This window comes from Domibacillus mangrovi (assembly GCF_001906925.1).
Taxonomy (GTDB): Bacteria; Bacillota; Bacilli; order Bacillales; family Domibacillaceae; genus Domibacillus; species Domibacillus mangrovi.
In genome coordinates this window covers 203,493-228,693 of sequence record NZ_MRWQ01000001.1, presented here as the reverse complement: position 1 = coordinate 228,693, position 25,201 = coordinate 203,493, and the positions used below count along the sequence as shown (strand labels likewise).

The window sequence follows — 25,201 nt, the reverse complement described above, 5'->3', positions numbered from 1 at the left end:
TGAATAAGTTAAACATTTATTTTTTATGAATATATCAAGGAATACTCGGTCCATTTCATTGTAATAAACGATACTTTCACTTATGATATATCTACTAACTAAATAAAGGAGAGAATAAAGATGGGAATGGATTTTAATTTTTTTATGAACGATGTCGTCCGTCAGGCACGCGATGAAATTAAAGCGGCTGGCTATACAGAATTAACAACACCTGAAGAAGTAGATGCAACACTGAACGAAAAAGGGACGACACTTGTAATGGTCAACTCTGTATGTGGTTGTGCAGGTGGTATTGCACGTCCGGCAGCGGCACACGCCATTCATTACGATAAGCGCCCAGATCGTCTTGTGACGGTTTTTGCCGGACAGGACAAAGAGGCCACAGCACAAGCGCGTAGTTTCTTTACGGGTTATCCACCGTCTTCACCATCTTTTGCGATCGTAAAGGACGGCGAAGTGAAAGCAATGGTTGAACGTCATGAAATTGAAGGACACCATCCGATGTCAGTCGTTGAGAACCTTCAAAAACTGTTTGATCAGTATTGTGAAGAAGTATAATTATAAGATAAAGCCTTGCCGCATGTGGCAAGGCTTTATTAAGCAGGAGTGGGAATGATGATTAAAATCGGCTACCGCACTGCCAAAACGGCTATAGGAATTGTTGTATCTATTCTTTTAGCTGAATGGATAGGACTTGATAACGCGGTTTCTGCAGGCATCATTACAATACTATGTATTCAAAATACGAAGCAGCGGTCGCTCCAGGCAGCATGGACACGGCTCGTCGCTTGTTTAGTGGCATTATTTTATTCAGTTTTGTTTTTTGAGGTTTTTTCGCATCAGGCCATTGTGATTGGAATCATTATGATCTTATTTATCCCAACGACAGTCGCTCTCAAATCACAGGAAGGCATCGTGTCAAGCACAGTCGTTATATTACATTTGTATGCAGCCGATCAGCTGACAGTGGGACTCCTTATAAATGAAATCGGTCTTATTTTAATTGGCATTGGGGTAGCACTGTTATTAAACTCTTATATGCCGAGTGTCGAGCGTAAATTAGTTCAGATGCAGGAAGAAACAGAGCGGTTATTCGGACGGATATTTGAAGAAATTATCCTCTATTTGCGGACGAATGATCATTCGTGGGATGGGAAAGAATTAACTGAAACAGCTGAACTGCTCAAACAAGCAAAAACGCTTGCTTTTAAAGATGTTCAAAACCATATTTCGAGATATGACAGCCTGTTTTATCAATATTTCACGATGCGTGAAAAGCAGTTTGATATTATAGAGCGTATTTTATCGATTGTTGTGACGATTTTGCATCGGCCGGAACAGGCAGGAATGATTGCGGATTTTATGGAAGAGTTAAAAATACATATTCATCCAGGCAACACAGCTTATTTGCATCTGACCCGGCTTGATGAAATGAAACAGCTATTTGAAGAGATGCCGCTTCCAGTGACACGTGAAGAATTTGAAGCACGTGCAGCTCTTTACCAGTTTGTGCGGGAGATGGAGCAGTATTTGCTTATTAAAGCCCGCTTTCGCGGCATGAAAAAAGAGCGGCTGAAAAAGCACACCCCACAATCTACATAAACATCGTTAAGCCGAACATCACGGTTGATGCCAGCATCGCAAATAACATTAAATACACAATAATCTTTCGAACCGTTTTGTTGCGCATGTAATTCTTTCTCCTTTACATCCGTTAGTATCTACTATTGTACTTGTAAACGAATAGACATGCAACCGGAGAAAACGGTCGAAAAAGAGGATATTGATCGACATTTATCGAATTAAATTTAGCATACTCTCCGAAAGAAACCTCCCACTTCTAAGCGTTATGGGCGTAGCCCAGTGAAAGTGGGAGATGAATTTCGGCTGGCGTTAGCCAGAGGTTCTTGTCTTTTTCTTTCTCTTTGATATAATCAGTCTTATAAGAAAGAAAGGCTGATGTATCAATGAAGTTAGATAGCAATAATCATTCAGTATTCCTGATGCACTATCATTTGATCTTATCCGTAAAGTACAGAAGAAAAGTCATCCATGATGATATTTCTGACTATGCGAAAGAAATATTCATACGTATTGGAGAGAATTACAATATTACATTGATGGAATGGAATCATGACAATGACCACATCCATGTTTTGTTCAAAGCTCATCCGAATACGGAGTTATCAAAATTCATCAATGCTTACAAAAGCGCAAGTTCTCGGTTAATTAAAAGAGATTTTCCGCAAGTCAGAGAAAGATTGTGGAAAGAAATGTTTTGGTCAAAAAGCTTCTGTCTATTGACAACTGGCGGCGCTCCCATAGAAATCATTAAAAAATACATCGAAAGCCAAGGTCAGAAATAATTGGAGGTGACGGCAATGCTGCTCAATCACAAATACGAAATTTTTCCAACAAAAGAACAGAAAGACATGCTAGATCGCTGGCTGCACTATTGTCGTCAACTCTATAATTCTGCCCTCTTGGATAAACAGCGCAAATACAAACAAAAGAAAGAAAACTATGACATGTACGATATGCGAAAACAGCTAAAAATGGATCAAGAGACATATCCTTTTCTAAAGGGAGTTCCTTCTCAATCTGTGCAGGATGTCTTTTTGCGATTGAAAAAAGCATTCGATAATTTCTTTCGCAAAGATACAAAATATCCAAAAATGAAAAAGTCCAAAGAATATAAAAGTATAACTTTTCCTCAATTTGGCCTGAACAGTAAAGGGTACAGATTCGCTATGTCTTTTTCAGGTACTGGACAACTATACAATACAAAATTAGGTGAGATAGATATTCTTTTACATCGTCCACTGGAAGGAAAGATTAAGCAACTTATTGTCAAACGTCAAGGCCACAGATGGTACGCTATTTTTTGTGTCGAAAGACAAGCGCTGCCTTCATCTATTGATACAGACAATGCGGTTGGTATTGACGTTGGGATTAATAAGTACGCGGTTCTTTCTAATGGGACGGCGTATGAAAATCCAAGATTTCTCCGCAAGAAAGAGAAACAGCTAAAAAAAGCACAACGCGCACTTTCTAAGAAGAAAAAAGGCTCTGCAAACTATATCAAGCAAGTACAGCCTGTTCGGCAGCTTCATGGAAAAGTGGCGAACCAGCGCCGTGATTTCCTCCATAAACTAAGCTATAACTTGTCAAAAGACTATTCAGTGATTGCGGTGGAAAATCTGAATATCCGTAATATGGTGAAGAACAAAAAACTGTCTAAATCCATTTCTGACGCTGGATGGGGCATGTTCAGGAACATGTTGGCCTATAAGTGTGAAAACCAGGGCGGCGTGCTTGTCAAGGTGGAACCTAAGTACACCTCACAAGACTGTTCTTCCTGTGGCGAACGAGTGAAAAAATCACTTTCTGTCCGTACACATATCTGCACTTCATGCGGAACTGTACTGGATCGTGACCATAATGCCAGCCTGAACATCCTCAAAAAAGGGGTGGAACAATTGTCCGTGGCGAAGTGAGTGATCAGAACTGTAGGGCAGGGTCATGTCCAAACAGTATAATCTACGCCTGTGGAGATCGTGTAAGACGTATCAGGATAACTACTATGCGGTGATCTGTAAAACAGGAAGCTCCCACTTCAAACTGCTCGCAAAAGCGTTAAGTGGTGAGTTGTTCACGCTGTTTGAGCATGTATTTCAAAGGGGTAATGAATATGAAAAAAGTGGATCATATCGGGATTGCGGTCGCATCACTCGATGAATCGATTTCATTATATACAGAGCAGCTGGGCATGACATATGTGAAAACAGAATTAGTAAAATCGCAAGGGGTCAATGTCGCTTTTATTGATGCGGGCAACATAAAGATTGAACTGCTCGAACCGACAAGCCCTGACAGCCCGATTGCGAAATTTATTGCAAGCCGAGGCCAGGGAATTCATCATATTGCTTATAGTGTGGAACATATTGAAGCCCGCATTGCTGATATAAAAAAACGGGGAATCCAAATGATTAACGAAATACCGAAACCGGGTGCAGGCGGGGCACAAGTCGCCTTTATGCACCCAAAATCAACAGGTGGTGTATTAATGGAGCTTTGTGAAAAAGGAGAGGAATCGTAATGTCGGATATATTTGACAGCATTCACGAATTGCAGGATCGGCGTCGTGAAGTCGAGCTTGGCGGCGGTGATGAACGAATCGATAAACAGCATGAAAAAGGCAAATTAACTGCGCGTGAACGAATTGAATTATTGGTGGATGAAGGCTCATTTATAGAGTTGAACCCATTTATCGAACATCGTAATACAGACTTTGGTTTAGATGGGATAAAAGGGCCTGGTGATGGCGTTGTAACAGGATACGGAAAAGTGAACGGTCGTCCCATTTACTTGTTTTCGCAGGATTTTACTGTTTTTGGCGGCGCACTTGGTGAAATGCATGCACAAAAAATAGCCAATGTCATGGATTTGGCAGCTAAAAATGGAACCCCCTTTATCGGGTTGAATGATTCCGGAGGTGCGCGTATTCAAGAAGGAGTTTTATCACTTGATGGTTATGGACATATTTTTTACCGGAATGCCATCTATTCTGGAGTCATTCCGCAAATATCGGTTATTTTAGGACCGTGTGCAGGTGGAGCCGTTTATTCACCGGCGATAACCGATTTTGTGTTTATGGTTGACCAAACGAGTCAAATGTTTATTACCGGACCGAAAGTAATTGAAACAGTTACAGGAGAAAAAATTACGTCCGAAGATTTGGGTGGATCGAAAGTACATAATGCAGTAAGCGGCAACGCTCATTTCCGTGCGGGCACGGAAGAAGAAGTTTTGGAAATGGTGCGTGCGCTATTATCCTATTTACCGCAAAATAATGAAGAGAAGGCACCGGTTGTGAATGCAATGTCTCGTGAAAGTGATTACCGTGAGGATCTAACAGAAGTTGTGCCATTTAACGGGCTTCGTCCATATGATGTACGTAAAGTACTTGAGCATGTTGTTGATCAAGAATCATTTATGGAAGTACAAAAAGAATTTGCGAAAAATATGGTGATCGGCTTTGCTCGTGTCAAAGGGGAAACAATTGGTCTCGTCTGCAACCAGCCAAAATATATGGCAGGTGGATTAGATATAGATTCATCAGATAAAGCGGCGCGATTCATCCGTTTTTGTGATTCATTTAATATCCCGATTGTTACATTTGAAGATGTGTCGGGTTTTTTCCCAGGCGTGAAGCAAGAACATGGCGGTATTATTCGTCATGGGGCAAAAATTTTATATGCGTATTCCGAAGCAACAGTGCCGAAAATTACGGTTATTTTGCGAAAAGCATACGGTGGCGCTTATGTAGCCCTTAACTCAAAATCAATTGGTGCAGATCTTGTATTCTCATGGCCAAATGCAGAAATTGCGGTTATGGGGCCGGAAGGAGCAGCGAACATTATATTTGCTCGTGAAATAGCAGCGAGTGATCATCCAGAAGCAACGAAGACAGCAAAAATTGATGAATACCGTGAAAAATTTGCCAATCCGTATGTCGCAGCGGCACGGGGTATGGTTGATGATGTCATTGATCCGCGTGAAACACGTATTAAAATTATACAGGCATTAGACATGATGCGGACAAAAAAAGAAGAACGACCGAAGAAAAAACATGGAAATATTCCTTTATAATCGTGAATCAGCCAGAAGAACAGTTTCTTCAGGCTGATTTTTTTTAAAAAAACGTTTATAATTAAATTGGCAGAAAATTTGGAGGTGCAGCGTGGTTAATGAAGAACGTTTATTGAATGAATTTCTGGAACTCGTTCAAATCGATTCGGAAACGAAACATGAGCAACGGATAGCCGAATCGTTAAAAGCGAAATTTACTGTACTCGGCGTCGATGTATATGAAGATGATACGATGTCAAAAACAGGCCATGGAGCAGGTAATCTAATTTGTACATTGCCAGCTGTGAAAGAAGGAATCGATCCGATTTACTTCACGTCTCATATGGACACTGTTGTGCCTGGTAAAAGTGTAAAACCAATTGTAGAGGACGGCTATGTAAAAACAGATGGTACGACCATTCTTGGTGCAGATGATAAAGCGGGTTTAGCTGCAATATTCGAAATGGTTCGTCTATTGAAAGAACGAAATATTGCACACGGGATGATTCAATTTATTATTACGGTCGGTGAAGAGTCTGGTCTCGTTGGTGCAAAAGCGCTTGATCCTACGCTTATAAAAGCAAAATACGGCTTTGCACTTGACAGTGATGGTGATGTGGGCAATATTATTGTAGCAGCACCAACACAAGCGAAAGTGACGGCACGAATTTACGGAAAAACAGCACATGCTGGAGTTGCACCGGAAAAGGGTGTGTCCGCGATTACGATGGCGGCTAAATCTATTTCGCGTATGCCGCTTGGCCGCATTGACGAAGAAACGACAGCGAACATTGGCCGTTTTGAAGGTGGACAAGCGACGAATATTGTCTGCGATTATGTGCAGATTTTAGCGGAAGCCCGTTCACTTGAACCAGCAAAAATGGACGCACAGACGTTTAAAATGAAAAAGGCATTTGAAGAAGTAGCTGCTGAAATGGGTGGCCGTGCCGAAGTGGATGTGGCCGTGATGTATCCAGGCTTTAAGTTTGATGCGAACGACCATGTAGTCAAGATCGCACAAAAGGCGGCAGCAAAAATTAATCGCCCCTCTCAGCTGCTCACGAGCGGGGGCGGGAGCGATGCGAACGTTATCGCCGGATTCGGCATTCCGACTGTGAACCTAGCTGTCGGATATGAAGATATTCATACGGTCGATGAAAAAATGCCGGTGAAAGAACTCGTCAAGCTCGCTGAAATGGCAACGGCTATCGTTGAAATTGTAGCAGAATAAAAAAATTATGAGAGAAAGAAGGATTTATTTTTATGACGAAGCAGCAAATTGGTGTAATTGGACTTGCCGTAATGGGCAAAAACTTAGCATGGAACATTGAAAGCCGTGGTTATACAGTGTCTGTGTTCAATCGTTCATCTGAAAAAACAGATGAAATGCTGAAAGAAAGCGAAGGCAAAAATATTGTACCAGCTTATTCAATCGAAGAATTTGTTGCATCGCTTGAAGTACCGCGTAAAATTTTACTTATGGTAAAAGCCGGTGAAGCAACAGATAAAACAATTGATCAATTGAAGCCTCATCTTGAAAAAGGCGATATTATTATCGATGGCGGCAATACGTTCTATAAAGACACGCAGCGCCGTAATACAGAGCTTGCAGAACTTGGATTCCACTTTATTGGTACAGGCGTATCAGGCGGTGAAGAAGGTGCATTAACAGGCCCATCCATCATGCCAGGTGGTCAAAAAGAAGCATATGAGCTTGTTGCACCGATTTTGAAAGATATTTCAGCAAAAGTTGACGGCGAAGCGTGCTGTACATATATTGGGGGCGACGGAGCGGGTCACTATGTAAAAATGGTTCATAACGGTATCGAGTATGGCGACATGCAGCTGATCGCAGAAGCGTACTCATTATTGAAAGATGTACTTGGGCTATCTGCAGAAGAGCTTCACACTGTATTCTCTGAATGGAATAAAGGGGAACTTGACAGCTACTTAATCGAAATTACAGCTGATATTTTCACGAAAAAAGACGATGACACGGGTAAACCGCTTGTTGACCTTATTTTAGATGAAGCAGCACAAAAAGGAACAGGGAAATGGACGAGTCAAAGTGCCCTTGATCTTGGCGTACCGCTTCCGCTTGTTACAGAATCAGTATTTGCCCGCTTTATTTCTGCACTTAAAGAAGAACGTGTAAGAGCTTCCGACGTCTTAAATGGGCCGGAGCGTACATTTGACGGCGACCGTTCCGCATTTATTGAATCTGTCCGCCGTGCACTTTATATGGGTAAAATATGCTCGTACGCACAAGGATTTGCGCAAATGAAAGCAGCTTCTGAAGAGTACGGATGGGATTTGAAATACGGTGACATCGCAATGATTTTCCGCGGCGGCTGTATCATCCGTGCACAATTTTTGCAAAAAATTAAAGAAGCATACGATCGTGATGCTGCACTTGATAACTTGCTTCTTGATCCACATTTCAGTGCGATCACGAATGAATATCATTCGGCACTTCGTGAAACGATCTCACATGCCGTATTGAATGGCGTCCCTGTACCGACATTGTCATCGGCAATGGCCTATTATGATAGTTACCGCAGCGCTATCTTGCCGGCTAACCTTATTCAAGCGCAGCGTGACTACTTCGGTGCTCACACATATCGTCGACTGGATAAAGAAGGCACGTTCCATACGGAATGGATGGAGAAGTAATAAAGACTTATCTCTAGACCCAGATTAGAGGGGTACACCTTAACTAACGGTGAAATTTTTAGTATTGTAATTAAAAGTAAAATTGACAATTGAATAATATAAAACAGAAATAGTGGGTAATAATGCGTTTGCAAAAAGCTGAGGAATTGTGTTCCTCAGCTTTTTTAAATTTGGAAAAATGGTTATTACAGTCATTGAACGTGTAAGACCTATTAGCCAAACAAATGTTGAACTAGCAACAGAGGTTCAAGTTCGAAAGACAGCATCATCCTCACTTTTTGTGCCTAACTTATTGACTCAAATCCAACCAATCTACATTAGATGGAGAGTCGCTTTCATCATTTTAGCCCTAACATTTCTTATTTCAGTACATACCTAAAAAATATTTAAAGGGCATCATCTTTGTGTGGAAAGGTTATAATAAATTGGCAGAAGTAGACATTGAAAAGAGGCTGCCTTGTGTTGATATAGAAAGTAAATAACTAAAAATAGCATAGAATGCCTGTGATCTGTTTTATCCCGCATTAACGGGCAGTAAGACCTCCGCTTCAAGACTTCGAAAGGGGAGGATCCACTGCTGATAAAAGCCCGATTGGTCCGGGCTGGCCGAAGCCGGTCACTCAAGTATTGCCGCAGGACGCGGCGCTCTTTACCTGAGTTCCTGTTTATTCAGTGGGGGATGAGGAAAACCCTACTGAATGAAGTTTCATTTTATGCGAAAGAAGAAACTAGGATACAAAAAGACAAAAGAAAAAAGGTGATACCATGACAAATAGAAAAGAAATAATAGAAACAGGATGGAATTTGGACAACAGTTATGCCCGTCTGCCGAAATCATTTTTTACCAACCTCAATCCAATCTCTGTACGCTCACCGGGGTTGATCATTCTCAACGATTCCTTGGCAACATCTCTCGGGTTAAACGTCCAGGCGCTGCAAAGCAAAGGTGGCGTAGAGATGCTTGTTGGCAACCGGATTCCTCAAGGCTCTTTGCCGCTTGCTCAAGCTTATGCGGGGCATCAATTTGGACACTTTACGATGTTAGGGGACGGCCGGGCTATGCTAATTGGCGAACAGATTACCCCTTTAGGTGAACGGTTTGATATTCAGCTCAAAGGCTCAGGTAAAACGCCATATTCCCGAGGGGGCGATGGCCGAGCAGCACTTGGGCCGATGCTGCGCGAATATATTATCAGCGAAGCCATGCATGCGCTTGATATTCCTACCACCCGTAGTCTAGCAGTGGCGACAACCGGTGAGTCAGTAATTCGTGAAACAGACCAGCCTGGTGCAATTCTGACTCGTGTGGCCGCCAGTCATCTGCGCTTCGGTACCTTTCAATACGTTGCAAAATGGGGCACTGCCCAGGAACTGAGGGTTCTGGCTGATTATGCATTAAAGCGCCATTACCCAGACGTTGACGCTGATGAGGATCGATATCTTATCTTGCTTCAGGAAGTGATTAAACGTCAGGCTATTCTGATTGCCAAATGGCAGCTGGTTGGCTTCATCCATGGAGTTATGAATACTGACAACATGACCATTAGCGGAGAAACCATCGATTATGGTCCTTGCGCCTTCATGGATGCTTATGACCCGGCAACGGTATTCAGTTCCATTGACCTTCAAGGACGCTATGCCTACGGCAACCAGCCGCATATTGCTGGATGGAATCTCGCACGATTTGCTGAAACCCTATTGCCGCTGTTGCATGACGATCAGGTCAAGGCTGTCGAAATGGCTCAGGATGCGATTTCAGGTTTTACTGAGTTGTATCACTGGAATTGGCTTGTGGGAATGAGAGCTAAACTGGGAATATTTAACGAAGAGGCACAGGATGAATCCCTTATTGAAGACCTCCTCAGTATGATGCAGAAGCATCATGCAGACTATACAAACACCTTCCGCGCATTAACGTTTGATACGCAGGAGAATACGGCCCTGTTTGGAACTGCAGAATTTGCTCAGTGGCATGAGCTATGGCAGGCAAGACTAGGCAGGCAGCAAAAATCGAAAGCCTCTTCGCATCAGTTGATGCTGAACAGCAATCCTGCGGTAATCCCTAGGAACCATCGGGTAGAAGCCGCACTAGAAGCTGCCGTGAAACAAGGAGACTATAGCGTGATGGAGCGGCTACTTGATGTTCTTTCAAGCCCTTACGCGCATTCTCCCGAACAGGCTGATTACTCCATGCTGCCTGCGCAATCAACCCGTCCTTACCGAACCTTTTGTGGTACCTGATATAGAAACATTAGGGGTGATGTTTGTTGCTTTTCTCAATTAATTTGCCGCCTTGTCATGGTTTATATTAGCACAAGATAATGTTGCTTTATAGCTGATAGGTGTGTGTGGTGAACGCAACCATTTTACTACGTTGAAAGAAAAGTTAGAATCAAATATGAGTATTTTGCAGGTAATTCTATCAATCTGAATGGATGGAGTAGTAATAAAGTAATTGATTTGTGATCAATATTATTTTTATAAAAATATAAAAAAGCACCGTGCAAAACGGTGCTTTTTCTATATAAAACGAGTATGATACTGCTCAATTTGGCTATAAATGAATTATTATATCATAAAAAAAGACTTCAAAAAGCAGGTGCCGAATGAGCACCTGCTAAAAATTAATTACAGACATCTACGTCAAGCATATCTAATGGCCACCAGAAGAAGCCGTCTTGCTCAAGCAGTTCATCTGCAGCTTTCGGTCCTGTCGTGCTGGCCGGATAATTTGGATAAGGAGCTTTTTCATTTCTCCAAGCTTCGGCAATAACATCAACAAAGCTCCATGAAAGGGCAACTTCATCCCAATGTGTAAAGTTTGTAGAATCGCCGCGCATAGCATCGTGAATCAATTTTTCATATGCTTCAGGCGTATTCATAATATCTGTACCGCTATTTGCATAGCTAAGTTTTACAGGATTCGTTTGCAATTGATGACCGGCACGTTTCGCATTTAGATGTAGCGTGATCCCTTCCTCCGGTTGAATATGAATGACAAGTAAATTAGGTTCCAATTCCTGCTCATTTGAACGATAATATAAATTCATTGGAATGTTTTTAAATTGAACGACAATTTTTGTTGATTTGAGCGGCATTCTTTTACCGGTACGAATGTAAAAAGGGACGCCTGCCCATCGGAAATTGTCAAACATGACTTTACCGGCAACGTACGTTTCCGTATTGGATTCCGGATTGACATTTAATTCTTCACGGTAACCAAGCATGTTACCGTTTTCGCTTGGTCCGTATTGTCCGCGGACGAAGTATTCATTGACAGTTTCGAGTGTTAACGGACGCATAGATCGAAATGCGCGCACTTTTTCGCTGCGAATATCGTCATCTTGAAGACTGATTGGCGGTTCCATCGCAAGAAGAGAAACCATTTGGAGCATATGGTTTTGAACCATATCTTTCAACGCACCACTTGTTTCATAATAGCCTCCGCGTTCTTCTACGCCGAGTGTCTCGCTTGATGTAATTTGAATATTGGAAATATACCGGTTATTCCACAGCGGTTCAAACAAAGCGTTAGCGAAGCGGATTGATTCAATGTTTTGTACCATTTCTTTTCCAAGATAATGGTCGATCCGGTAAATATCTTTTTCGTCGAAAGAACGGCGAATTTGTGCATTTAATTCTTGTGCGGACGGCAAATCATGGCCAAATGGCTTTTCAATTACAAGACGGCCGAAGCCTTCTGTATCTGTTAAATTGTCATATTTTAAGTGGTCGGCAATCGTGCCAAAAAATTCGGGTGCCATCGCCAGGTAAAATAGGCGGTTGCCTCCGAGTGAATACTGGTGGTCAAGCTCATTGGCAAGCGTACGCAATTCGATATATGAATTGGAATCAGATACGTCATGCGGTAAATAATAAAAATGTGAAATGAATTCATCTATTTGGTCCTGATCTGTTGTCAATTCTATAACCGATTTTTTTACGTGCTCACGGAAAATGTCGTTATCCCATTCACGGCGAGCTGTTCCGATAACAGCAAATCCGGAAGCTAAGTGTCCTTTACGATACAAACGATAAAGAGATGGATATAACTTACGTTTTGCCAGGTCTCCTGTTGCACCGAACAGAATCGTCAGAGCAGCTGGCGTTTCAGATTTATTCACGTTAATACCCCCGCTTTTGAAAATCATATTTTATATTAGTACTATTGCATTTTTTCACAAAATAATGAAAGTGACAAGTATTTTTGTTTATTATAAGAATAAAGACAATATAAGATACATATAAGGAGTGATGACCATGGAAGTATTATTTCTTGGAACGGGTGCTGGTGTGCCCGGCAAAATACGCAATGTTACGTCCATTGCACTGAAAATGTTAAATGAACGCGGTGCTGTCTGGCTCATTGATTGCGGCGAAGCAACGCAGCACCAGATTTTGCATACAACGATAAAACCGCGCCGCATTGAAAAAATATTTATTACTCATTTACATGGTGATCATATTTTTGGGCTACCAGGCTTGCTTGGGAGCCGTTCATTTCAAGGCGGAACAGAACCGCTTACGGTATATGGTCCGACTGGTATACGCGCGTTTATTGAAACCGCGCTTCATGTCAGCAAAACGCATCTGCAATATCCTCTTTTCATTGAAGAAATTGAGGAGGGAATCGTTTTTGAAGATGGTGGAATGACTGTCACGGCAGGGAAACTGGATCATGGTATTTATTCACTCGGTTACCGGTTTGCTGAGAAAGAAAAAGCGGGCGAGCTTCTCGTGGACCGTCTGCGAGAAGACAAGATCCCACCAGGTCCTATTTATAAACAAATAAAAGAAGGACACTCCGTCACCTTGCCGGACGGGCGAATAATTGACCCTGAGCGTTACACAAATGAACCACAACAGGGGAAAATCGTTACCATTCTCGGAGATACACGGCAAAGTGATGAAGCAGTAAGGTTGGCAAAGAATGCTGATTTGCTTGTTCATGAAGCTACATTTAATGCGGAAAATGAACGGATGGCTCATGACTACTATCACTCCACAACGACACAGGCGGCCGAAACGGCATTGCGCGCAAGAGTGAAAAAATTATGCTTAACCCACATTAGTTCCCGCTACACGATAGAAGATGCGAGACAGCTATTAAACGAAGCAGAAGCTCTCTTTCAACCCGTTGTAATCGCTCAAGACTTAATGGAAGTGAACGTCGATTAACGCTTGTATGCTTCGCCAAGCCGTTTTGACTGAGAAGCTGCCTCCTTCACACCAGCGGCAATCGATTCTTTCACATGATGTTCATCAAATGTCCGGATCGCTGCTTCTGTCGTTCCGCCAGCACTTGTAATTGCTTTTCGAAGAGCGACTGCTTGGCCATCAGACTCCGAAAGCATGTCAGCTGCACCGAGAAGTGTCTGAATTAAGAGCGATTTCGCTGTGTCATGGTCAAGACCGAGTTCTTCACCTGCTGCCTGCATTGCTTCAGCAACATAGTAAATGTAGGCAGGGCCGCTGCCAGAAATGGCTGTCACGGCATCCATCTGTGATTCTTCAACGGTAATCGCAAGTCCAATTGCTGAAAAAAGGTCGATTGCTGCTTGATGCTGTTCGGCTGTAACGCGTTTATTTAGTGCCATCGCTGTTGCTGATTTTCCGACAGCAGCGGATGTGTTTGGCATTGAACGAATGACAGCACATCTTTTTCCAATGATTTGTTCCATGAAATTAATGCCAACACCGGCAAGTAAACTAATCACGACTGAATCTTCATTTATGTAAGGCCGAATAGCTTCAAGACCTGATGCGGCATCTTTCGGCTTCATAGCCAGGACAATAACATCAGCATCTTTCAAAGCTGTTTCAACGTCGTATCCTGCTTGAATACCATATTGAGTCGTTAATTCTTTTAAACGTGCAAGATTGTCCTGGTTCGTCACATACGTGTTTTCTGCTTGAAGGGCCCCGCTTTTCAATGCACCGGCAATAATGGCCTCAGCCATAGACCCAGCCCCGATAAAAACTGCTTTCAACGTCATTCCTCCTGTTGCCTAAACAAATTAAGTATTCAAAGCGATTATCTCGGAAAAGAAGTATTTTTGTCAAGAGAGAAGTGGGGGATGAATGACAATTCATCCTAGAACGAGTACACTAAATAATTGAAATGTTATTTTACAAAAATGGCAGGTGAGCATAATGGGAATTAAAAAATATGACAAGATTATTAAAATAACTGTACCTACTCCTTTTCCGATTGGTGATGTCAACACATATTTAGTGAAAGGAGACCGGCTTACGTTAATTGATGCAGGTATAAATACACCGGAAGCAAGAGCTGCTTTTCAATTGGGAGTAGCTGAAGCAGGCTATAAAGTATCTGATATTGAGCAGGTCATTCTAACGCACCATCACCCTGATCATATCGGACTGCTTGATGATTTTGATGTGGACATTTACGGCCATTCCTACTGTGGAAACTGGATTTCATACAATGAATCTTTTTTGAATTGGCGCCGTGAATTTTTTATCGATCTCTTTCGTGCATTAGGCGTGCCGCAAGAGATGATTCAATTGGCGAATAACCTTGATAACACACTAAAGTTTGGTTGTGAAAAAAGTGTGCTAACAGGAGAACTAAAAGAAGGAGACGAGCTGCCGGCATTGCCAGGGTGGCACGTGTTAGAAACACCAGGTCATGCGCAAAGCCATCTCGTCTTTTACCGGGAAAAAGATGGGTGTCTGTTAGCAGGTGATCACGTATTAAAAAGTGTATCGTCTAATCCGCTTCTAGAACCGCCTTCTGTACGTGGAGCGGAGCGATCGAAGCCGTTGCTGCAGTACAACAATTCGCTGCGTAAAATCATGTATATGGACATTCAGCAGGCATTAACAGGTCATGGAAACGACATAAAATCTATCCATTCGTTAATTGAACGCCGATTTGCGCGACAGCACGACCGAGCGATGTTTATTTTGTCGATGTTAAAAGAAAAGCCAATGACTATTTTTGAGGTATGTACAAAGCTATTTCCAGAGATATATATAAAAGAAACGGGTTTAACATTATCGGAAACGACAGGACAGTTTGACTATTTACTCGAACGTGGAGATATTCAAGTTGAAACGATTGAAAATGGTGTTATTTATTACAGGGGGTAACGAACGTGAAACAAATAGTTGTCATTACGGGTGCGTCTTCCGGCTTAGGGACAGAGCTTGCAAAAGAAGCTGTTTCTTCCGGTTACTCCGTTGTATTAATTGCCCGGCGGATGGAACGACTGCAACAACTAAAACAAGAACTTGAAACATCGTCAAATACCGTACGTGTTTATCAAGCAGATGTGACAGACCGAACGGCTTTATGTGCTCTATTTACTGAAATCGGACATGTTGATGTGTTAATTAACAATGCAGGTGTCGGTTATTTTGCATGGGCTCATGAAATGAAACAAGAAGAAACAGAACAAATGATGAATGTGAATGTTACAGGTTTAATTAACTGTTCAGAGCTTGTTATGCCGCAAATGATCAAACGCAAGAGCGGTCATATTATCAATATTTCCTCACAGGCAGGAAAGCTGGCGACGCCAAAATCGGCTGTGTACGCTGCGACAAAACATGCGGTTTTAGGTTATACGAACAGCATTCGCATGGAACTAGGCCGGTCGAATGTAAGGGTAACAGCCATCAATCCGGGGCCGATTGCAACCCCGTTTTTTGACAAAGCAGATCCAGAAGGCACATATTTGAAAAATGCAAAGAAGTTTATGCTAGATCCCGCTGATGTGTCGAAAAAAACAATAGCGGTTATTGGCCGACCGGTACGGGAAGTGAATATGCCGAAATGGATGGGTATGGGCAGTTTTATTTACTCTTTATTTCCTGGAACCGTCGAGCGGATGGGCCGAAAAGCATTTTTCCAAAAATAACAAAGAGGAGCTGACACTATTGCTCCTCTTTCTACCGTTTAGGGGACAATTTATATTTCATTAAAAAATGATCGATTGCTTCTTCATATTGCTCCGCATTTTCATTGTAAGACTGTGCATGAGCACCGCTGGGCGCCATGTACAATTCTTTCGGTCCATTCTTTGCTTCAAACAGTGCTTCAGTCATTTCGGGCAAAATAAAATCATCATCCAGGCTGTGAATAAACAACACGGGCTTTTCAATATTCTTGACAGCTTCAAGGGGCGACAATTCAGATAGTTTATAGCGGGCACGCAGCCAGACTGTCCATTCGGCAATTGTCATTAAGAAACGTGGCGCCTGGCCAATTTCTCTGTTCATCTGATGCTGTATTTGCTTTTGAAATTCAGAAAATGGACAGTCTGCTACATAAAAGTCAGCACGGTCTTCTACCGTGCCGGCATACAAAAGGAGCGTAGCAGCCCCCATTGATTCTCCGTGAATGCCAAAGCGGACAAGATCTCCTTCACGACGAATTAATTCGTCCACAACTGCTTTTAAATCTTTTTTTTCAAAGTGACCGTAACTCGTAAATGTGCCTTCTGATTCCCCATGCCGGCGGTGATCATATAAAATAGCGTTAAATCCATGTTTTAAAAATAAATTCATATATTTAATTGAATTTATTTTATGTTCGGTGACACCGTGGCAAAAAATCACAAACGGGTTTCCAGGGTTTGGCGTGATAAATACGCTTTTTAATCGAATGCCGTCTGCCGTTGTGATCCACACATCTTCTTTCGGTAGCTGATCATATGTATGTCGATTGAAACGGCCGGCTTTCGTTTCTCGTTCAACGATTGAAGCATCCGCTTTTTTCGTCATATATAAAATACGGTTAGATATATAGATGCCTGCACTAGCTGCTAATAATATAGCTGCGGAACCGCTGGAAATGACTGCTTTTTTTATAGACGATGTGCGTCGTAATCGGCTATTTTTACTATATCTTGAATCCATTTGTACTCTTCCTCCGTCAGCGCGGTTTCACGTACCGCACGGGCATTTTCTTTTAGCTGTTCGATGGAACTGGCACCGGCGACGACTGCAGCAGTTGCTGTATGGTGCAGCACGTAGCGAAAAGCAAGACCATTTAACGTGCGTTCAGATGGGCGATCACGTTCAAATGTTGTTAAAATAGACGTTAACTCTGCCTCGTTATACCACTTCAATCCTTTTTTTGCTGCTTTTGAAAGCTTCTCCCGCCAATTTGCGCTTAGCAGACCGAAAGCAATCGGACCGCGGGCGAGGACACTGACGCTATTCTCTGCTAAAATAGGAAGCACCTGAATCTCAGGACGTCGGTCTAAGATGCTGTATTGCATCATGACACTTGAAATGGAAGACCGTTCTACATATTGATTAATAACTGTCGGACGGATCGATGAAATGCCGTATGCACGGATGAATCCTTCTTCTTTTAGTTCTTCAAAGGCTTCAATTGTCTCATCAATCGGATCATCGAGTGTGCCGCCATGCAACTGATATAAGTCAATATAGTCAGTACCAAGCCGTTTCAAGCTTTGTTTCGCTGCTTCTTTAATGTGTGCTTTAGAAGGGTCCCATGTCCAGCTGTCTTTTGAATGGGTCCAGCGGTTTCCTGCTTTTGAAGCGATAACTACTTGATCACGGACGGATTGAAGTGTTTTTCCTACAAGTTGCTCGTTTACGCCGAAATCGTACAAGTCAGCTGTATCAAAATAGGTAATCCCTTCATCAAGAGCGGCATTTAAAATGGCTTCAGCATAGGGCTCTTCTATGCCGATTGACATGCAGCCGAGTCCAAGTTCACTAACAAAAATACCCGTGTTGCCGAGTTCACGTGTGTTCATTTCAATCACCTTCCTTTTTTTGTAGTGTATCATAAGGGTGAAGAAAAAAGAAAAGAGGATACTTATGCATAAATTTGAAGAAAAAACGATTAAAACGAAACCCCTATACAAAGGAAAAGTGATTAGCCTGCAAGTCGATGATGTATTGTTACCGGACGGAAAAGAAGCGAAGCGGGAAATCATTAAACATCCGGGTGCTGTCTGTGTGATCGCCTTGACAGAGGACAAAAAAATTATTCTCGTTGAGCAGTATCGCAAAGCACTTGAACGCCCGCTTGTTGAAGTGCCGGCAGGGAAATTGGAGGCGGGTGAGGTTCCTGAATTGTCAGCAAAACGAGAGCTCGAAGAAGAAACGGGCTATCGTCCCGGCCGTATGACACATGTGCAGTCATTTTACACATCGCCAGGATTTGCAGACGAAATTGTTCATGTGTTTCTCGCAGAAGACCTTGTAAAAGTAGATGATGGACTCACTGTAGACGATGATGAATTTGTTGAATTAATGGAAGTGACGATAGAAGAAGCAGAACAGCTGTTAAAAGAAGAACGTATTTATGATGCGAAAACGATGTGGGCTCTGCAATATGTACGATTAAACGATCTGGTATAATTGGTTCCCTCCCCTCATATAGTGGGCAAAAGAGAGGGGAGGCCTTTATTTATGTGGACTGCCATCAATCATCACATTCAAAAACGGGCAGCACTTTATCTGTTTACGGCGGTACTGCTCATGACAGGAACTGTATTTGGCGCCCTGATGGTGAACAGCATGATGCCGCTTCAAAAATCAGAGCTTTATTCATACGTAAAAGAATTCTTTACACAAGCATCTTCCGGCAGTGTTGCCAATCCTGTTGATTTATTTTGGGAAAGTGTCATTCATAATATAAAATTCACAGGTGCAATGTGGGTCGCAGGCATATCGGTGATTGGTTTGCCTCTTATTTTTATATTACTATTTTTAAAAGGAGCTGTGACTGGTTTTTCCGTCGGTTTTCTTATTCAGCAAATGAAATGGGACGGGCTCTGGCTTGCACTTTGCACCATTTTCCCGCAAAATATGATACTCATTCCCGCTTTTTTATTTACCGCCGTCATGTCGGCATCTTGCTCGATCCGTCTTCTGCAAAAATTAACGGTGCGCCAAACTGTTCCGCTACCTGTAGCGAAAAGTGTGATGACGTATCTCGGGTATGCAGGTGCCGTTATGGTGGCGATTCTTGGTGCAGCATTTATTGAAGCGTTTGTGTCCAGCCAATTGATGAATGTTCTTATAAATAAATTCTTTTAATTAATAGCATCGTTTTGTTATAATGAAAGTTATATAGGCGAGGGAGGGGACAACAATGGAAAGCCGAATTGATCGTATTAAAAAACAGCTGCATGCAGCAAGCTACAAATTGACACCGCAGCGCGAAGCTACTGTGCGTGTTCTTCTTGAACATGAAGAGGACCATTTAAGCGCTGAAGACGTGTACCTCCTCGTTAAAGAAAAAGCACCTGAAATTGGGTTGGCTACAGTCTACAGAACGCTTGAACTATTAAACGAACTTAAAGTAGTGGATAAAATAAACTTTGGAGATGGTGTCTCCCGCTATGATCTCAGACAAGAAGGCGCAGCACATTTCCATCATCATCTCGTTTGCATTGAATGCGGTGCAGTGGATGAAATTCAAGAAGACTTACTTGACGATGTGGAAGAAATTGTTGAGAGCAGATGGAATTTTAAAATTAAAGATCATCGCTTGACATTTCATGGAATTTGTAGCAGGTGCCAAACAAAACAAAAAGAAGATGAAAGAGAAGATCTTGAAAAACAGCATGTTGAATAAAACCTTTCGATTGAATTCGAAAGGTTTTTTATCATTAGGGGTGATGGTATGAAAGAGCATATGAATGATTTTCTGCATTTTTTAATTGTCGAGAAAGGATTGGCCGACAATACAATTGCCGCGTACCGGCGCGATCTTGTTCACTACACGGACTATTTGGAAAAAGTTGAACAGCTAACGATAAACAAGGTGAAGCGGGTACATATTTTGCACTTCCTAGAGCAGTTAAAGGAGCAGGGGAAATCGCCAAAAACGATTGCTCGTCACATATCTACTATCCGTTCATGGCATCATTTTTTAATACAAGATCGCGTCACTGATCACGACCCGACCCATCATATTGAAACGCCCAAATCAGGCCGCTCGCTTCCGAAAGTGCTGAGCATGGATGAAACAGAAGCACTTCTTTCGGCAGCAGACGTATCGACACCGCTCGGCATGCGTGATAAAGCGATGATGGAACTCATGTATGCATCCGGTTTACGTGTCAGCGAATTAACATCATTAAATAAAGAAGATGTACATTTGATGATGGGATTTGTCCGCTGTACGGGAAAAGGAGATAAAGAGCGGATCGTTCCGGCAGGACGCCAGGCGCTTCTGGCAATCGAGCGATATTTGCAACATGGGCGGCCAGCGCTTGTGTCGAAAAAACATAGTGATGATGCACTGTTTTTAAATCATTATGGCAAACGGCTGACGCGGCAAGGGTTCTGGAAGATTATTAAAGCCTTGGCTAAAAAAGCGACGATTGAAAAAGAGATGACACCGCATACACTTAGACATTCATTTGCGACCCATCTTTTGGAGAATGGAGCAGATTTACGCGCCGTGCAGGAAATGCTAGGCCACGCAGACATTTCAACAACTCAAATTTACACACATGTGACAAAAACAAGGTTAAAAGATGTTTATTCACAGTTTCACCCGCGCGCCTGAAATTTTTCAGGTGCTTTTTGTAATTCTAAAACAGATCGATTATAATAAAAAGAAGAAGTCAGACTTCTGACGATGAGGAGTTTAATCCATGGAGGTTAACAAATAAAAATAACTAGAAGGAAGGAGTATGATGAAAATGAAGAATGATCGATTTAACCGAATTCACTTAATTGTGCTTGATTCAGTAGGGATTGGAGAAGCACCAGATGCAGCACAGTTCGGTGATGAAGGTGCTGACACACTTGGCCATATTGCAGAGCGAATGGGCGGATTGAACATGCCGAATATAGGATCACTGGGGCTGTCAAATATAAGAGAAATTAAAGGAATTGCGAAAGCTTTACCACCGCGTGCTTTTTACACAAAAATGCAGGAAGCGTCAACAGGTAAAGATACGATGACAGGTCATTGGGAAATAATGGGCTTGAATATTCAGGCACCTTTTCAAGTATTTCCAGATGGTTTTCCAAAATCATTAATTAGAGAGCTTGAACAAAGGACAGGCCGGAAAGTGATCGGCAACAAGCCGGCGAGTGGAACAGAAATCCTTGATGAACTTGGCAAAGAACATGTAGAAACGGGTGCACTTATTGTGTATACGTCAGCGGACTCCGTGTTGCAAATTGCTGCCCATGAAGAGATCGTGCCGATTGATGAATTGTATCGAATTTGCAAAACGGCCCGTGAGATGACAAAAACAGGTGATTATATGGTTGGCCGTGTGATTGCCCGTCCGTTTATTGGTGAACCGGGAAAATTTGAACGGACCGCCAATCGCCATGACTATGCGTTAAAGCCATTTGGCCGTACCGTCATGAACGAGTTAAAAGACGCGAATTTTGATGTCATTGCCGTTGGGAAAATTGCTGATATTTATGATGGAGAAGGCGTAACAGAAGCGATTCGGACAAAATCAAATATGGACGGAATGGATACGTTTATCGACGTCGCAAAAAAAGATTTTAACGGTTTATCGTTTATAAATCTAGTTGATTTTGATGCGCTTTATGGCCACCGGCGTGATCCGGAAGGTTATGGCAAGGCACTCGAAGAATTTGATGCACGTCTGCCAGAATTGATGGATGTATTACAAGAAGACGATTTACTTATTATAACCGCAGATCATGGAAATGATCCTGTACACACCGGCACAGATCATACACGCGAATACGTGCCTTTGCTCGTTTATTCAAAGAAATTTTCAAAGGGGAACGAGTTGGCGTTGCGTACAACATTTGCAGATATTGGGGCGTCTATTGCTGATAACTTTAATGTGGAAATGCCTGAATACGGAAAAAGTTTTATGGAGGAATTACGATGAACTATATAGCTATTGAGGAAGCGGTGCAATATTTAACGAAGAAACTGGATAACAAACCGGAAATCGGTTTGATTTTAGGTTCTGGTCTTGGTGTACTGGCAGATGAAGTGGAACACGCTATGTCGATTCCATATGAAGAGATTCCTCATTTTCCAGTATCGACGGTGGAAGGACATACAGGCGAGCTTGTCATTGGAACATTGTCTGGTAAAACGGTAGCCGCAATGAAAGGACGCTTTCATTATTATGAAGGCTATTCATTTGAGCAGGTCACATTTCCGGTACGTGTTATGAAAGAACTTGGTATTGAAACGATCATTGTCACAAATGCAGCGGGTGGTGTCAATGAATCATTTAAGCCGGGCGATTTAATGCTTATTGCGGATCATTTAAATTTAATGGGCGGCAATCCATTGATCGGTAAAAACGATCAGCGTCTTGGTTCGCGTTTTCCAGATATGTCTGAAGCATACAGTCGTGAACTGCGCAACCTCGCCAAAGAAGCAGCAGCAAAAATAGGCATATCTGTTTGGGAAGGTGTGTACGCAGGAAATACAGGACCGGCGTATGAAACACCAGCGGAAGTACGCATGGCACGTGTTCTTGGTGCAGATGCGGTTGGTATGTCAACGGTACCTGAAGTGATCGCTGCTCGTCATGGCGAAATGAATGTTCTTGGTATTTCATGCATTTCTAATATGGCATCCGGCATTCTGAATCAACCGCTTACACATGACGAAGTAATCGAAACGACGGAAAAAGTGCGTGTTGACTTTTTAGAGTATGTAAAAGAAATCGTCAAATCTTTATAAAGGTGTGAGTCCAATGAGAATGGTCGATATTATTTATAAAAAAAGAAACGGCAACGAATTAACAGAGGCAGAAATTCAATTTTTCATTGAAGGCTACACAAAAGGAGCTATTCCAGATTATCAAGTATCTGCGCTTATGATGGCGATTTATTTTCAAGGAATGCTCCCGCATGAAACAGCTCTATTAACGAAAGCAATGGTGGACTCGGGTGAATCAATTGATTTGTCAGCGATTGAAGGCTATAAAGTCGATAAGCATTCAACGGGCGGTGTAGGAGACAAAGTAACATTAATTGTCGGGCCGCTCGTCGCATCAGCCGGTGTACCGGTCGCAAAAATGTCAGGACGTGGACTCGGTCATACAGGCGGCACGCTTGACAAATTAGAGTCAATTGACGGCTTTAACATTGAAATGACGGAAGAACAGTTTATCGACAATGTGAATAAGCATAAATTAGCCGTTACCGGACAGACAGGCAACCTAGCGCCTGCTGATAAAAAACTGTATGCACTACGCGATGTGACAGCGACAGTCGAATCAATTCCGCTTATTGCCGGTTCGATTATGAGTAAAAAACTCGCGTCAGGTGCAGACAGTATTGTGCTAGATGTAAAAACAGGTTCCGGGGCATTTATGAAAACGCTTGAAGATTCAGAAGCATTGGCGAAAGAAATGGTCAATATTGGTAAAAATTTAGGCAAAAAAACGGTTGCGATTATTAGTGACATGAACCAGCCGCTTGGGTTTGAAGTTGGCAACGCGAATGAGATTAAAGAAGCAATCGCCATTTTACAGGGAGCAAAAGTAGAGGATTTACGTCTCTTGTCACTTGAGATTGCAACGCATATGACCGTTCTCGCGGGAGCATACAGCGATTATGACGAAGCATATGCAGCACTGGAACGAAATTTGGAAAACGGCAAAGCATTTGAAGTGTTCCGTCAGTTCGTAATCGCACAGGGCGGCAATATTGATATGATTGACGACCTGAATAAGCTTCCACAGGCTGCTCATCATATTCAGGTTACATCGGACAAAGAAGGCTACGTAACTAAAATTGACGCTGAATCAATTGGGATCGCAGCCATGTATTTAGGAGCAGGGCGTGCGACAAAAGATGACAGTATTAATCATGCAGTCGGTATTACACTAAACAAAAAAATCGGTGATATTGTGAAAAAAGGGGATGTTCTCGTCACGCTGCATGCTGATACAGCGAAACCGGATGATTCGGTTCGAAAAGTTAAAGAAGCATACTGTTTTAAGGAAGGAAGTGTAGAACGGCCAACATTAATATACAAAGTGATTCGGGACTGACATTCGTCAGTCTCTTTTATATGTCGAAAATTAAGGTGTTTTTCCTACTTTTGTAAAGAAGAAGGAGATAAGGAAAGGGAAATCGAAATGCAACATATCAGCATGAAAAGGAGGAATGCAACATGATAACGATGACAGCAGAAGTAACGGGGAAAGTTTTATGTGTCCGGCTTGGAGGAGAATTGGACCATTATTATGCGGAGCAAGTAAAAGAATTTGTTGTGTCGGAAATGGAGAAGCACCAAACACAGCATTTAATCTGGAATTTAGCTGGACTTCATTTTATGGATAGCTCTGGGCTCGGTGTCATTCTAGGCCGTTATCGTCAGGTTAACGAAATGGGCGGCAATGTGACAGTATGTGGATTGTCCACACAAGTAAAGCGGCTTTTTCAGTTGTCAGGCTTGTTTAAAATTATGTATGTAGAGCCAACCGAGCAAGATGCATTGCGCAGATTGGGGGAAGAACCATGCAAAACGTTATGAATTTGTCCTTTAACGCACTCGGTGAAAATGAAGGATTTGCCCGTGTAGCCGTTGCGGCATTTGCGACAAAATTAAATCCGACAATGGACGATCTTGCAGAATTAAAAACGGCCGTGTCAGAGGCGGTAACGAACGCAATTATTCATGGTTATGACAGCAATCCTGGGGGGATCGTCTACATTACTGCTACGATTGATGATGGTGAAATTGATGTTATAGTCCGTGATGAAGGGCGTGGCATTCATAACATAGAAGAAGCGAAAGAACCATTATTTACAACAAAACCGGAAATGGAACGAGCAGGTATGGGCTTTACGATTATGGAGCATTTTACTGACATGCTTGATGTGGAATCAAGCATGTCGACAGGTACAATTGTCCGGTTTAAAAAACGGCTTGCTGGAAAGCGTGTCCGTTGTGTATAACGGAGCG

Annotated in this window: 26 protein-coding genes; 21 read left to right on the top strand and 5 right to left on the bottom strand. The window is 42.4% G+C overall.

Annotated elements, in window-relative coordinates:
* The first annotated feature begins 120 nt into the window (after positions 1 to 120).
* On the top strand, positions 121 to 558 hold the full coding sequence (locus tag BLL40_RS01115; RefSeq protein ID WP_073710066.1) for a BrxA/BrxB family bacilliredoxin: 438 nt from the start codon (positions 121 to 123) through the stop codon (positions 556 to 558).
* Between the two features lie 54 nt (positions 559 to 612).
* Entirely contained in the window at positions 613 to 1,602 is a 990-nt protein-coding gene (locus BLL40_RS01110; protein ID WP_073710065.1) for an aromatic acid exporter family protein, read from the top strand.
* On the opposite strand, the gene prli42 is transcribed toward BLL40_RS01110, so the two are convergent.
* Positions 1,595 to 1,690 carry a stressosome-associated protein Prli42 gene (prli42, locus tag BLL40_RS17280; RefSeq protein ID WP_159434169.1) on the bottom strand — a complete coding sequence of 32 codons (96 nt, stop codon included), beginning with the start codon at positions 1,688 to 1,690 and terminating at the stop codon, positions 1,595 to 1,597. The genes BLL40_RS01110 and prli42 overlap by 8 nt on opposite strands.
* Positions 1,691 to 1,967: 277 nt before the next feature.
* Here prli42 and tnpA point away from each other — a divergent pair, with 277 nt between their 5' ends.
* The 7 genes from tnpA (at position 1,968) to BLL40_RS01075 (ending at position 10,545) form a co-directional block, all read left to right on the top strand.
* On the top strand, positions 1,968 to 2,366 hold the full coding sequence (gene tnpA, locus BLL40_RS01105; RefSeq protein ID WP_073710064.1) for an IS200/IS605 family transposase: 399 nt from the start codon (positions 1,968 to 1,970) through the stop codon (positions 2,364 to 2,366).
* A gap of 15 nt (positions 2,367 to 2,381) precedes the next feature.
* Complete coding sequence (locus tag BLL40_RS01100; RefSeq protein ID WP_073710063.1) at positions 2,382 to 3,497, top strand: RNA-guided endonuclease InsQ/TnpB family protein; 1,116 nt, start codon at positions 2,382 to 2,384, stop codon at positions 3,495 to 3,497.
* A gap of 188 nt (positions 3,498 to 3,685) precedes the next feature.
* Positions 3,686 to 4,099 carry a methylmalonyl-CoA epimerase gene (gene mce, locus BLL40_RS01095; protein WP_073710062.1) on the top strand — a complete coding sequence of 138 codons (414 nt, stop codon included), beginning with the start codon at positions 3,686 to 3,688 and terminating at the stop codon, positions 4,097 to 4,099.
* Positions 4,099 to 5,652, top strand: coding sequence for an acyl-CoA carboxylase subunit beta (locus tag BLL40_RS01090; protein WP_073710061.1), 1,554 nt, complete (start codon positions 4,099 to 4,101; stop codon positions 5,650 to 5,652). The genes mce and BLL40_RS01090 overlap by 1 nt, the downstream gene beginning before the upstream one ends.
* Before the next feature lie 91 nt (positions 5,653 to 5,743).
* Positions 5,744 to 6,862, top strand: coding sequence for a M20/M25/M40 family metallo-hydrolase (locus BLL40_RS01085; protein WP_073710060.1), 1,119 nt, complete (start codon positions 5,744 to 5,746; stop codon positions 6,860 to 6,862).
* Positions 6,863 to 6,894: 32 nt separating this feature from the next.
* Positions 6,895 to 8,304, top strand: a complete 1,410-nt coding sequence (gndA, locus tag BLL40_RS01080) for an NADP-dependent phosphogluconate dehydrogenase (RefSeq protein ID WP_073710059.1) — start codon at positions 6,895 to 6,897, stop codon at positions 8,302 to 8,304.
* A gap of 765 nt (positions 8,305 to 9,069) precedes the next feature.
* Positions 9,070 to 10,545, top strand: coding sequence for a protein adenylyltransferase SelO (locus BLL40_RS01075; protein WP_073710058.1), 1,476 nt, complete (start codon positions 9,070 to 9,072; stop codon positions 10,543 to 10,545).
* 383 nt (positions 10,546 to 10,928) lie between these two features.
* Here BLL40_RS01075 and zwf read toward each other — a convergent pair whose 3' ends face one another.
* Positions 10,929 to 12,428: a glucose-6-phosphate dehydrogenase gene (gene zwf, locus BLL40_RS01070; RefSeq protein WP_095532807.1), complete on the bottom strand. Its 1,500-nt coding sequence runs from the start codon at positions 12,426 to 12,428 to the stop codon at positions 10,929 to 10,931.
* Between the two features lie 136 nt (positions 12,429 to 12,564).
* On the opposite strand from zwf, the gene rnz reads away from it, so the two are divergent.
* Complete coding sequence (gene rnz, locus BLL40_RS01065) at positions 12,565 to 13,482, top strand: ribonuclease Z (protein ID WP_073710056.1); 918 nt, start codon at positions 12,565 to 12,567, stop codon at positions 13,480 to 13,482.
* On the opposite strand, the gene proC is transcribed toward rnz, so the two are convergent.
* Positions 13,479 to 14,300 carry a pyrroline-5-carboxylate reductase gene (proC, locus tag BLL40_RS01060; RefSeq protein WP_073710055.1) on the bottom strand — a complete coding sequence of 274 codons (822 nt, stop codon included), beginning with the start codon at positions 14,298 to 14,300 and terminating at the stop codon, positions 13,479 to 13,481. The genes rnz and proC overlap by 4 nt on opposite strands.
* A 157-nt stretch (positions 14,301 to 14,457) precedes the next feature.
* Here proC and BLL40_RS01055 point away from each other — a divergent pair, with 157 nt between their 5' ends.
* Both BLL40_RS01055 and BLL40_RS01050 read left to right on the top strand, forming a co-directional pair.
* Entirely contained in the window at positions 14,458 to 15,420 is a 963-nt protein-coding gene (locus BLL40_RS01055) for an MBL fold metallo-hydrolase (RefSeq protein ID WP_073710054.1), read from the top strand.
* 5 nt (positions 15,421 to 15,425) lie between these two features.
* A complete protein-coding gene (locus BLL40_RS01050) occupies positions 15,426 to 16,190 on the top strand; it encodes an SDR family NAD(P)-dependent oxidoreductase (RefSeq protein WP_073710053.1) in 765 nt (254 codons plus the stop codon).
* Positions 16,191 to 16,221: 31 nt separating this feature from the next.
* On the opposite strand, the gene BLL40_RS01045 is transcribed toward BLL40_RS01050, so the two are convergent.
* Both BLL40_RS01045 and BLL40_RS01040 read right to left on the bottom strand, forming a co-directional pair.
* Positions 16,222 to 17,190 carry an alpha/beta hydrolase gene (locus BLL40_RS01045; RefSeq protein WP_245797869.1) on the bottom strand — a complete coding sequence of 323 codons (969 nt, stop codon included), beginning with the start codon at positions 17,188 to 17,190 and terminating at the stop codon, positions 16,222 to 16,224.
* Complete coding sequence (locus BLL40_RS01040) at positions 17,139 to 18,062, bottom strand: aldo/keto reductase (protein ID WP_073710052.1); 924 nt, start codon at positions 18,060 to 18,062, stop codon at positions 17,139 to 17,141. The genes BLL40_RS01045 and BLL40_RS01040 overlap by 52 nt, the downstream gene beginning before the upstream one ends.
* 64 nt (positions 18,063 to 18,126) lie before the next feature.
* Between BLL40_RS01040 and BLL40_RS01035 the strand changes: the two genes are divergently transcribed.
* From BLL40_RS01035 to spoIIAB, 9 genes are all read left to right on the top strand, one after another.
* On the top strand, positions 18,127 to 18,672 hold the full coding sequence (locus BLL40_RS01035) for an NUDIX hydrolase (RefSeq protein ID WP_073710051.1): 546 nt from the start codon (positions 18,127 to 18,129) through the stop codon (positions 18,670 to 18,672).
* A 51-nt stretch (positions 18,673 to 18,723) separates the two neighbouring features.
* Positions 18,724 to 19,353: a stage II sporulation protein M gene (gene spoIIM / locus BLL40_RS01030; protein ID WP_073710050.1), complete on the top strand. Its 630-nt coding sequence runs from the start codon at positions 18,724 to 18,726 to the stop codon at positions 19,351 to 19,353.
* Between the two features lie 55 nt (positions 19,354 to 19,408).
* Positions 19,409 to 19,894 carry a ferric iron uptake transcriptional regulator gene (fur, locus tag BLL40_RS01025; protein ID WP_073710049.1) on the top strand — a complete coding sequence of 162 codons (486 nt, stop codon included), beginning with the start codon at positions 19,409 to 19,411 and terminating at the stop codon, positions 19,892 to 19,894.
* 48 nt (positions 19,895 to 19,942) lie between these two features.
* Complete coding sequence (xerD, locus tag BLL40_RS01020) at positions 19,943 to 20,833, top strand: site-specific tyrosine recombinase XerD (protein ID WP_073710048.1); 891 nt, start codon at positions 19,943 to 19,945, stop codon at positions 20,831 to 20,833.
* Positions 20,834 to 20,960: 127 nt separating this feature from the next.
* Positions 20,961 to 22,154: a phosphopentomutase gene (gene deoB / locus BLL40_RS01015; protein ID WP_095532806.1), complete on the top strand. Its 1,194-nt coding sequence runs from the start codon at positions 20,961 to 20,963 to the stop codon at positions 22,152 to 22,154.
* Positions 22,151 to 22,966 carry a purine-nucleoside phosphorylase gene (locus tag BLL40_RS01010; protein ID WP_073710047.1) on the top strand — a complete coding sequence of 272 codons (816 nt, stop codon included), beginning with the start codon at positions 22,151 to 22,153 and terminating at the stop codon, positions 22,964 to 22,966. Before deoB ends, BLL40_RS01010 begins: the two co-directional genes overlap by 4 nt.
* Positions 22,967 to 22,979: 13 nt before the next feature.
* The gene (locus tag BLL40_RS01005; protein WP_073710046.1) at positions 22,980 to 24,284 is read left to right on the top strand and encodes a pyrimidine-nucleoside phosphorylase; all 1,305 of its coding nucleotides are present in this window, start codon (positions 22,980 to 22,982) and stop codon (positions 24,282 to 24,284) included.
* Positions 24,285 to 24,406: 122 nt separating this feature from the next.
* Positions 24,407 to 24,769, top strand: coding sequence for an anti-sigma F factor antagonist (gene spoIIAA / locus BLL40_RS01000; protein WP_073710045.1), 363 nt, complete (start codon positions 24,407 to 24,409; stop codon positions 24,767 to 24,769).
* Positions 24,754 to 25,194: an anti-sigma F factor gene (gene spoIIAB / locus BLL40_RS00995; protein WP_073710044.1), complete on the top strand. Its 441-nt coding sequence runs from the start codon at positions 24,754 to 24,756 to the stop codon at positions 25,192 to 25,194. Before spoIIAA ends, spoIIAB begins: the two co-directional genes overlap by 16 nt.
* Positions 25,195 to 25,201: the final 7 nt, after the last annotated feature.